Raw genomic sequence first — 9,579 nt, forward strand, 5'->3', positions numbered from 1 at the left:
GCAACCGTGTCACCGCCGGCGGGCGGTGGCGGGCGGTCAGGGGTTGGACTTCTCGCGGTCGGCGACCGACAGGAGCTCCTCCGCGTGTGCGATGCCCAGGTCGGAGTCGGGCAGGCCGGCCAGCATGCGGGCGAGCTCGCGGGCGCGGTCGGTGTGCTCGACGACGCGGACGCCGCTGGTGGTGACGGCGCCGCCGGTGTCCTTGGCGACGACGAGGTGCCGGTCGGCGAACGCGGCCACCTGCGGCAGGTGCGTCACGACCAGGACCTGGTGGTCGCGGGCGAGGCGGGCGAGGCGCTTGCCGATCTCGACCGCCGCGGTGCCGCCGACGCCCGCGTCGACCTCGTCGAAGACCAGGGTGGGCGGGCCGCCGACGCCGGCGAAGACGACCTCGATGGCCAGCATGACGCGGGAGAGCTCACCGCCGGAGGCGCCCTTCTGCAGGGGCTGGGCGGGGGCGCCGGGGTGCGGCAGGAGGCGCAGCTCGATGTCGTCGGCGCCGTCGGGGCCGACGCCGGCCTCGGTGCCGTCGGCGGTGGGGACGGTTGCCCCGCCGCCGGCGGGCTTGGGTGCGACCACGACGTGGATGCGGGCGTGCGGCATGGCGAGGCCGGCCAGCTCGACGGTGACGTCGGCGGCGAACCGGCCGGCCGCCTCCTGACGGGCCGCGGACAGGGTCGCGGCGAGGTCGGCGACCTCGCCGTGCAGGCGGCGGCGCTCCCGGTCGAGCTCCTCGAGCAGCTCGTCGGACGTGTCGAGCTCGCCGAGCTTGGCGCGGGCGCGGTCGGCCCAGGCGACGACGCCGTCGACGTCCTCCGCGTACTTGCGGGTGAGGGCGCGCAGCGCGGCGCGGCGCTCGTACACCTCCTGGAGGCGGCCGGGGTCGGCGTCCAGGGAGGCGAGATAGCTGCCGAGCTCCGTCGTCACGTCACCCGCGAGGGTGGCGACCTCGTCGAGGCGGGCGGCGAGCTCGCCGAGGACCCGGTCGACGCCGGTCTGCGCCTCAAGGGTGCGCCGGGCGGTGGACAGCAGGCTCAGCACGTCGACGACGTCGTCACCGTCGCCGGTGCCGGTCAGGGAGACGTGGGCGAGCTGGGCGGCGCTGCGCAGGCCCTCGACGTGCTCGAGCCGCTGCGCCTCCTCGCGCAGCAGCTCGTCCTCGCCGGGCTGCGGGTCGACGCGGCTGATCTCGTCGAGGCCGAGCCGGAGCAGGTCGGCCTCCTGGCTGCGCTGCCTGGCGTTGGCCCGGCGGTCGGCGAGGTCGTCCTCGACCGCGCGCCAGCGGGTGTACAGCTCGGCGAAGCGCCCCAGCAGCTTCTCGTGCTCGGGCCCCGCGTAACGGTCCAGGGCGGCACGCTGCTCGGCCGGGCGCAGCAGGCGCAGCTGGTCGGACTGGCCGTGCAGGGCGAACACGCGCTCGCCGACCTCGCCGAGGACCGCGACGGGCACGGTGCGGCCGCCGACGTGCGCACGGGAGCGGCCCTCGGCCGTCAGGGTGCGGCTCATCAGCAGGGTGCCGTCGTCGTCGATCTCAGCGCCGGCGTCGACGATGCGGCCCTCGACCGCCGCCCGCAGGTGCGCGGGCAGCGTGAGCCGGCCGTCGACGGTGGCGCGGCCAGGGTCGGCGCGGACCCGGCCCGCGTCGGCGCGTCCGCCGAACAGCAGGCCGAGACTGGTCACGACCATGGTCTTTCCCGCGCCTGTCTCGCCCGTGATGACGGTCAGGCCCGGGCCAAGGGGCAGTGTGGCGTCTTCGATAACGCCGAGTCCGGTAATGCGGAGTTCCTCCAGCACAAGCAGAGACACTAGCCGCGGGGTACGACACTTCTCCACTCAGCCGTGCCGTTTGTTGTGTCTCCAACCGTCGACCGGCAGGTCGAACTTCGCGACGAGGCGGTCGGTGAAGGGTCGCTCACGCAGGCGGACCACCCGGACGGGGAGCGCGCCGCGCCGCACGGTGACCGTCGATCCCGGCGCGAGGTCCATGACCCGCCGGCCGTCGCAGGACAGCAGCGCGAAGCTGGTGAACGGCTCGACGTTCACGGTGATCGTCGAGGTCGGTGCGATGACGAGCGGCCGGCTGAACAGGGCGTGCGCGCTGATCGGCACCAGCAGCAGCGCCTCCAGCTCCGGCCACACGACCGGGCCACCGGCGGAGAACGCGTACGCCGTCGAGCCCGTCGGCGTGGCGCACACGACGCCGTCGCAGCCGTAGCGGGACAGGGGCCGGCCGTCGACCTCGACGAGCAGCTCCAGCATCTTCTCGCGGGCGCCCTTCTCCACCGTCACCTCGTTGAGCGCCCACGAGGAGCCGACCGGACGCCCGTCGTGCTCGGCGAAGACGTCGACCGTGAGGCGTTCGTCGACGGTGTACGAGCGCTCGACGACCTCTCGGACGGCCTTGTCGACGTCGCCGATCTCGGCCTCGGCGAGGAACCCGACCTTGCCCAGGTTGATGCCGAGCAGGGGCGCCTTCGCCGGCCGGGCCAGCTCGGCGGCCCGCAGCAGGGTGCCGTCGCCGCCGAGCGCGAACACGATCTCCACGCCCTGCGCGGCGGCCTCGCCGCTGACCGGGACGGCCCGCGGGATGTCGAGCTCGCCGGCCTCCTCGGCGAGGACGCGGACCGTGAACCCGTTGTCGAGCAGGTCCGCGGCCACCGTCCGGGCGTGCTCGTTGTTGCTGCGCTTCCCCGTGTGGGTGACGAGCAGCGCCTCTCTCGGCCCCCCGCTGTGCTCCGGACCCGTCACGGAACCAATCCTTCCAGAGAGGCGGAGGCCGCCTCGTACACCGCGGCACGGGACACCGGGGGCGCGTCGCGGCGCAGCCAGAGGAAGAACTCGACGTTGCCGGACGGTCCGGGCAGCGGGCTGACCGTCACCCCCGCGACGCCGAGGCCGAGCTCCGCGGCGACGGCCGCAACGTCCAGCACCGCCTCCGCGCGCAGCGCCGGGTCCCGCACGACGCCGCCCTCCCCGACCCGTTCCTTACCGACCTCGAACTGCGGCTTCACCATCGGTACCAGATCCCCGTCGGCCGACGTGCAGGCCGCGAGGGCGGCGAGGACGAGCCGCAGCGAGATGAACGACAGGTCGGCCACGGTCAGGTCGACGGGCCCGCCGATGACGTCCGGTGTCAGCGTGCGCACGTTCGTGCGTTCGATCACCGTCACCCGCTCGTCGGTGCGCAGGGACCAGGCGATCTGGCCGTATCCGACGTCCACGGCCGCGACGGACGCCGCGCCCCGGCGCAGCAGCACGTCGGTGAAGCCGCCCGTGGACGCTCCGGCGTCAAGACACCGCCGCCCCTGTACCGGTAGCGCCTCGAACGCCGCGAGCGCGCCGGCCAGCTTGTGGCCGCCCCGCGACACGTACTCGTCGCCGCCGGGCGAGGCGAGCACGTGGACGGGGTCGGCCGGGTCGACCTGGGCGGCCGCCTTGCCGGCCACGACGCCGCGCACCTCGACGCGCCCCTCGGCGATCAGCGCTGCCGCCTGCTCCCTCGACCGGGCCAGGCCGCGGCGCACCAGCTCGGCATCGAGTCGTGTCCGCCGCGCCATCACCGTTCCTCGATCGTGCCCAACGTCTCCTGCAGCGTGCGGTGGGCATCGGCGTACACCGAGACCTGACGCTGCAACGGCAGCGACGCTACCCCGTTGAGCGCCTCGACCGCCGCCTCGACCCGCCCGAGCGCCGCCGCACCGGGCGGACCCGGCATCGGGCCCGGACCGGGGACGGGAGCTGGACCTGGACCGGGAGTGATGCTCACGAGGACGACGCCCGCTTCCGCGGCGAGGCCTTCTTCACAGGCGCCACATCCGACGCTTCAGCGATCTTCTCGACCGCGGCCTTCGCCGCCGCCTTCTTCGCCGGGGCCGACTTCTTGACGGGTGCCGCCGGCGCCTCGGCCTGCGCGGGGGCGGCCTTCGTGGCCGCCGACTTCCGGGCCGGGGCGGTCTTCGCCGGAGCGGCGGCCGTCTTCTTGGCGACCACCCGCTTCGCGACCGTCTTCTTCACCGCCGGCGCGACGGCCTCCGGCTCGACGGCCTCGGCCCCGACCGGCAGCGCCGGCTCCGGCTCGACCGGCGAGAGCTCGATCGGCGACGTGGCGGCAGGCTCGGCCGGTGCCGGCTTCGCGGCGGCCGCCTTCAGCTTCGCCTCCAGCTCGTGCACGCGGTTCGTCAGCGCCGAGACCTCCTCCGCCGTGGCGAGACCGACGGCGCCCAGGGCGCGGTCCAGCTCGTACCGGACGAGCTTGGTCATCGCCTCACGGTTGGCCGTGCCGGCCTTCAGCAGGTCCTCCGCCATCACCTGCAGCTGCTCCGCGGTCGCGCCGCTCCTGCCGACCAGCCTCCGGACCGTCTTGGTCGCCTTCTTGGTCGTCGCCTCGGTCATGCCGTAGGCCAGTTCCAGGTATGCCCGCCAGGCTTCCTGAGCCATGGTTGCGCCTCTCCTCCAAGTGGTGTACCGCTGTTCACGCTACCGGGCGGTCCGTGACGCCGTACGGTACGGTCACAATCCAAGTGTCCGCATTGGACATTTGGATGCACGGAAACGGGGGGAAACATGGCCACGGTCGAGGAATGCCGCGCCGCGCTGCAGAAACTCGGGGCGAAGCTCGCCGCGAACGCCGCGGAGGCCCGGGAGAAGCTGGACTTCGACCGCTCCCTCGCCTGCCGGGTCACGGACCTGAACGTGGCGTTCCACGGGCAGCTGAAGGACGGGCAGATCTCCGGCCTGACCGACGGCGACGACCCCCGCGCGAAGATCAAGCTCACCGCGACGAGCGACGACCTGGTCGCCCTCGTCAACGGTGAGCTCAACGTCATGCAGGCCTGGACCAGCGGCCGCATCAAGATCGACGCGGGCGTGTTCGACCTGCTGAAGCTGCGGAAGCTGCTCTAGGGCTCGATCAGAGCTTCATCCACTGCAGCGCCGCCGTGGCGGCCTCGCCGTTCGCCGTGACGGGCCGGACCTCACCCGCCGCCCACGCGACCGAGCACAGCGCCATCAGCGCGTCCACCCGCCGCCCGTCGCCGGTCAGCTCCCAGCGGTCGCCGAGGTCGTCGACGCGCCACTGGTTCGTCCCGGCCTCCGGCGGTGTCTCGAACAGCCCCGCCAGGTCCTCCGCGACGAACGTGGGCCGCCGCTCGACCGGCGCGGCCAGGAGTTCGGCGGCGTCGCTGACCCCGGTGAGGACGAGCAGGCTGTCCATGCCCGCCCGGTACGCGCCCTCGATGTCGGTGTCGAGCCGGTCGCCGACGACGATCGGGTGTGCCGCCGACCGCTCCCGCGCCGCCTCCAGGAACAGCGTCGGGTCGGGCTTGCCGACGATCGTGTCCGGCTGCCGCCCGAGGGCCGTGGCGAGCGCCACGACCAGCGAGCCGTTCCCGGGCAGCGGCCCGCGCGGCGACGGCAGCGTCTTGTCGGCGTTCGTCGCGATCCACTTCGCGCCGGCCCGGATGGCGACCGACGCGTCGGCGAGGTCCCGCATGGCGACGTCCGGCCCGTACCCCTGCACGACCACCTCGGCCTCGTAAGGGTCGGTGACCGGCCGGAGCCCGACGGCCCTGACCTCCTCCTGCAGCGCCGGCGCCCCGAGGATCAGCACCGGCGTGCCGGCCGCGAACCGCTCGGCGAGCAGCAGCGCCGTCGCGTGCGCGGACGTGACGACCTCCCGCACGTCGGCGGGGATGCCGATGCGCGTCAGCAGCGCCGCGACGTCACCGGGCAGCCGCGAGGCGTTGTTCGTGGCGTACGCGCTGGGAATGCCCCGCTCGCGCAGCCGCGCACACGCCTCCGCGGCGCCCGGGATGACCTGGTCGGCGAGGTACAGGACCCCGTCGAGGTCGAAGATGACGAGGTCATAGTGGCTGACGAGGTCCTCGGCCGCGGTTTCAGCCACGCGCCGTCCCTCTGTCGTCGTTTTCCGCGTCGGTACGAGCGGCGCCCGTCACCGTCCGGTCCTCGCCGTCGGTGTCGCGGTCGTCGTCCGCGTCGTCCTCGCCGCGGTCGTCGTCCCCGTGGTCGCCGTCGCCTTCGTCGTCCAGCTCGCCGTCGCGGTCGCCGTCGCGGTCGTCGTCCAGGTCGTCCGGGTTCTCGTCGTCGGCGTCCTCGTCTTCTTCGTCGTAGTCGCCGTCGCGGTCGTCGTCCTGGTCGTCTACGTCGTCATCGTCCTGGTCGTCTACGTCGTCATCGTCGTAGTCGTCTTCGTCGTCCTGGTCCGCGTCGTCGTCGTCGTAGTCGTCCTCGTCGTCGTAGTCGTCCGCGTCGTCATCTTCGTCGCGGTCGTCTTCGTCGTCGCGGTCGTCCTCGTCGTCCTCGTCCTCGTCGCGGTCGTCGGCAGGGGCGCGGTCCTCGGCGAGGTCCTCGTCGTCGTCATCGTCGCCGTCCAGGACGATGCCGTCGAGCTCCAGCAGCCGCTCGGCCGCGTCGGTGGCGAGGTCCTCGTCCAGGTCGGCGGCGCGCGCGAACCACTCGCGGGCCTCTTCCCGGCGACCGGCACGCAGGAGGGCGTCGGCGTACGCGTACCGCAGCCGGGCCGCCCACACCGCCTCGGGTGCCGACGTCAGCTCGCGCACCTGCAGCATCGCCACGGCGGCGTCCTGCTGCCCCATGTCGCCGCGCGCACCGGCGGCGACGATCAGCAGCTCGACGATCTCCTCGGCGGTGAGCTTCTCCCGGTCCGCGGTCCGGAACAGGTCGATCGCCTTCTCCGGCCGCCCGAGCGCCCGCTCGCAGTCGGCGATGACCGCGATGTGCGTCTGCCGGCCGGTCATCCGGTGGTACGTCCGCAGCTCACCGAGCGCCGTCTGCCACTCCCCGGCGTGGTACGCGGCGAGACCGGCGGCCTCACGTACCACAGCGATGCGCGACGCCTTCCGCCGTGCGACGAGCGCGTGGGCGAGGGCCAGCTCGGGGTCGTCTTCGAGCAGCTGCCCGGTCGCGATGAGCCGCCGGGCCACCTCCTCCGCGACGGGCCGGGCCAGCGAGCTCAGCTCGCTGCGCACCTCACGGTCCAGCTCCGCCGGGTCGATGTCGTCGGCGAGCACCGGGTCCGCGACGCGGCTGACGGTCTCCTCGCCCTCGATCTCCTCGGCGACGAAACCCGGGTCGCTCTGCCGCGGCCGGTACCCGCCGGCGTCGTCGCGCCGCAGCCCCTCGGGCCGCTGGAAGCCGGCACCACGCCCGCCGGAGTCCCGGTCGCGGAAGCCACCGCCACGGGGACCGCCGTCGCGCTGCCCGGGCCGGTCGCCGCGGTCACGCCGCGGCCCGCCCCGGTCGTCGCGGAAGTTTCCGGGCCGGTCCCCGCGGTCGCCCCGCGGTCCACCGTCACGGTCACGGAACCCACCGGACCCGCCCGGCCGGTCACCCCGGTCGCGGAACCCGCCGGAGCCCCGGTCGTCCCGGTCCCGGAACCCACCGCCACGAGGACCACCGTCACGATCACGGAACCCACCCGGCCGATCCCCACGAGGACCACCGTCACGATCACGGAACCCACTCGGCCGGTCCCCACGGGGCCCGCCGTCACGGTCACGGAACCCACTCGGCCGGTCCCCGCGGGGGCCACCGTCACGGTCACGGAACCCACCGGTCCGCTCACCGCGGTCGTCCCGGTCCCGGAACCCGCCGGGCCGGTCACCCCGGTCGCGGTACCCCGGCCGGTCGCCGTCACGATCCCTGAACCCGCCACCACGAGCAGCACCGTCACGCGGTCCACCGTCACGGAACGACGGCCGGTCCCCACGCGCGGCGTTGTCCCGGAACGGCGGCCGGTCACCCCGCGGCCCGCCGTCCCGATCCCGGAAACCACCGGCACGGTCGCCACGCGGCCCACCGTCACGGAACCCGCCGCCACGAGGACCACCGTCACGCGATCCGTCCCGGTCGCGGAACCCGCCCTGCCGGTCACCGTCACGGAACCCAGGCCGGTCGCCCCGCGACCCGCCGTCACGGTCCCGGAAGCCACCCTGCCGGTCCCCACGGGGCCCGCCGTCGCGGTCACGGAACCCACCGGGCCGGTCGCCGCGGTCGCCCCGCGGCCCACCATCGCGGTCACGGAACCCGCCGGACGCACCGTCACGGTCCCGGAAGCCACCCGGCCGGTCCCCACGGGGCCCGCCGTCGCGGTCACGGAACCCACCGGGCCGGTCGCCGCGGTCGCCCCGCGGTCCACCGTCACGGTCACGGAACCCACCGGATCCGCCCGGCCTGTCTCCACGCGACGCACCGTCGCGGAACCCGGGCCTGTCACCCCGAGGCGCGCCGTCACGGTCGCGGAACCCGCCCTGCCGGTCGCCGCGAGGCGCGCCGTCGCGATCACGGAAGCCGCCCTGCCGGTCGCCGCGAGGCGCGCCGTCACGATCGCGGAAGCCGCCCGACCCGCCGTCGCGGTCCCGGAAGCCACCCGGCCGGTCCCCACGGTCGCCCCGCGGCCCACCGTCGCGGTCGCGGAAGCCACCGGAACGGTCGCCACCCTCACGCGGACGGAAGCCACCGGAACGCTCCCCGTCACGGAACCCCGGCCGGTCGCCGCCGGAGCGGTAGCCCCCACCGGACCGGTACCCCTCGGACCCGCCGGAACCACCCGAGCGGAACCCGCCCGGCCGGTCACCACGGTCGCCGCGCGGCCCGCCGCCGTCCCGGTCGCGGAACCCGCCGGACCGATCGCCGCCCTCGCGCGGACGGAAACCGCCGGAGCGCTCCCCGTCGCGGTGCGCGGGCCGGTCGCCGCCCCGGAAGCCGCCGGAGCCACCCTCGCCGCCGGAGCGGTAGCCGCCCGAGCGGTCGCCGCCGGCCGGACGGTCACCGGACCGGTAGCCACCGGAGCCGGCGCGATAGCCGTCGCGGGATCCGCCGGCGCGGTCGCCCGACCGGAACCCACCGGAACGCTCGCCGCCGGACGTGCGGTCGCCGGAGCGGTAGCCGCCCCCGGAGCCGCCGTCACGGTCACGGAAGCCACCGCCACGCGGCCCGCCCTCACGGTCGCGGAAGCCGCCGGAGCGGTCCTGACCCGAGCGGTCGCCGTCGCGGGGCGCACGGGAACTCGAGGCCGACCCGCGATCGCGGTCGGCGCCGGTCCAACGTGGTTTGCGGTCGCCGGAAGCGGGGCGCTCGCCCCGGTCCTGCCCGCTGTTGTCGCGGTCGTGGGGTCCTGCAGTCACGACTTCATCCTTCCCGACCGGGGTGCGCCGCATGCGCTCGACCCGGTAAACGAATTAAGGGCCGCCCCAGGAAAGGGCGGCCCTTAATCGAAAATTTGTCCGGCGGCGTCCTACTCTCCCACACTCTCTCGGGTGCAGTACCATCGGCGCTGGAGGGCTTAGCTTCCGGGTTCGGAATGGGACCGGGCGTTTCCCCTCCGCTATGGCCGCCGTAACTCTATGAACCTGTCAACCACCGCACACCCCAACTTCTCGGGGGTGCGTTCTGGTGTTGGTTCAGAATCACACAGTGGATGCGTTACTCTCTACAACTCGTTGTATGAGGTCAAGTCCTCGGCCTATTAGTACCGGTCAGCTCAAACCTGTTACCAGGCTTCCACTTCCGGCCTATCAACCCAGTGGTCTAACTGGGGGC

The 9,579-nt window shown here is 74.1% G+C and carries 8 protein-coding genes and 2 rRNA genes; 1 reads left to right on the forward strand and 9 read right to left on the reverse strand.

Annotation, left to right across the window (positions count from 1 at the left end; genetic code table 11):
• Nucleotides 1-36: 36 nt before the first annotated feature.
• From recN to ACFY3L_RS22925, 5 genes are read right to left on the reverse strand one after another with little or no spacing between them, the layout of a single operon-like run.
• Nucleotides 37-1,794 (reverse strand): DNA repair protein RecN, encoded by a 1,758-nt coding sequence (gene recN, locus ACFY3L_RS22905; protein ID WP_389327374.1) that lies wholly within the window; start codon nucleotides 1,792-1,794, stop codon nucleotides 37-39.
• 39 nt (nucleotides 1,795-1,833) lie between these two features.
• Entirely contained in the window at nucleotides 1,834-2,748 is a 915-nt protein-coding gene (locus ACFY3L_RS22910) for an NAD kinase (RefSeq protein WP_389327316.1), read from the reverse strand.
• Entirely contained in the window at nucleotides 2,745-3,557 is an 813-nt protein-coding gene (locus ACFY3L_RS22915) for a TlyA family RNA methyltransferase (protein ID WP_389327319.1), read from the reverse strand. Before ACFY3L_RS22915 ends, ACFY3L_RS22910 begins: the two co-directional genes overlap by 4 nt.
• Entirely contained in the window at nucleotides 3,557-3,715 is a 159-nt protein-coding gene (locus ACFY3L_RS22920; RefSeq protein WP_389327322.1) for a hypothetical protein, read from the reverse strand. Before ACFY3L_RS22920 ends, ACFY3L_RS22915 begins: the two co-directional genes overlap by 1 nt.
• A gap of 47 nt (nucleotides 3,716-3,762) precedes the next feature.
• A complete protein-coding gene (locus tag ACFY3L_RS22925) occupies nucleotides 3,763-4,437 on the reverse strand; it encodes a phasin family protein (protein ID WP_389327325.1) in 675 nt (224 codons plus the stop codon).
• Between the two features lie 126 nt (nucleotides 4,438-4,563).
• On the opposite strand from ACFY3L_RS22925, the gene ACFY3L_RS22930 reads away from it, so the two are divergent.
• Nucleotides 4,564-4,902 carry an SCP2 sterol-binding domain-containing protein gene (locus tag ACFY3L_RS22930; RefSeq protein WP_389327328.1) on the forward strand — a complete coding sequence of 113 codons (339 nt, stop codon included), beginning with the start codon at nucleotides 4,564-4,566 and terminating at the stop codon, nucleotides 4,900-4,902.
• A gap of 7 nt (nucleotides 4,903-4,909) precedes the next feature.
• Here the strand turns inward: ACFY3L_RS22930 and ACFY3L_RS22935 are convergent, their stop codons facing one another.
• The 4 genes from ACFY3L_RS22935 to ACFY3L_RS22950 form a co-directional block, all read right to left on the reverse strand.
• Nucleotides 4,910-5,902, reverse strand: a complete 993-nt coding sequence (locus tag ACFY3L_RS22935; RefSeq protein ID WP_389327330.1) for an HAD-IIA family hydrolase — start codon at nucleotides 5,900-5,902, stop codon at nucleotides 4,910-4,912.
• Nucleotides 5,895-9,164, reverse strand: coding sequence for a hypothetical protein (locus ACFY3L_RS22940; protein ID WP_389327333.1), 3,270 nt, complete (start codon nucleotides 9,162-9,164; stop codon nucleotides 5,895-5,897). The genes ACFY3L_RS22935 and ACFY3L_RS22940 overlap by 8 nt, the downstream gene beginning before the upstream one ends.
• Before the next feature lie 97 nt (nucleotides 9,165-9,261).
• Nucleotides 9,262-9,378 (reverse strand): 5S ribosomal RNA (gene rrf, locus ACFY3L_RS22945).
• A gap of 107 nt (nucleotides 9,379-9,485) precedes the next feature.
• Nucleotides 9,486-9,579: ribosomal RNA gene (locus ACFY3L_RS22950) — 23S ribosomal RNA — on the reverse strand; the annotation flags it as partial.

Source organism: Dactylosporangium sp. NPDC000521 (assembly GCF_042898305.1).
Classification (GTDB): domain Bacteria; phylum Actinomycetota; class Actinomycetes; order Mycobacteriales; family Micromonosporaceae; genus Dactylosporangium.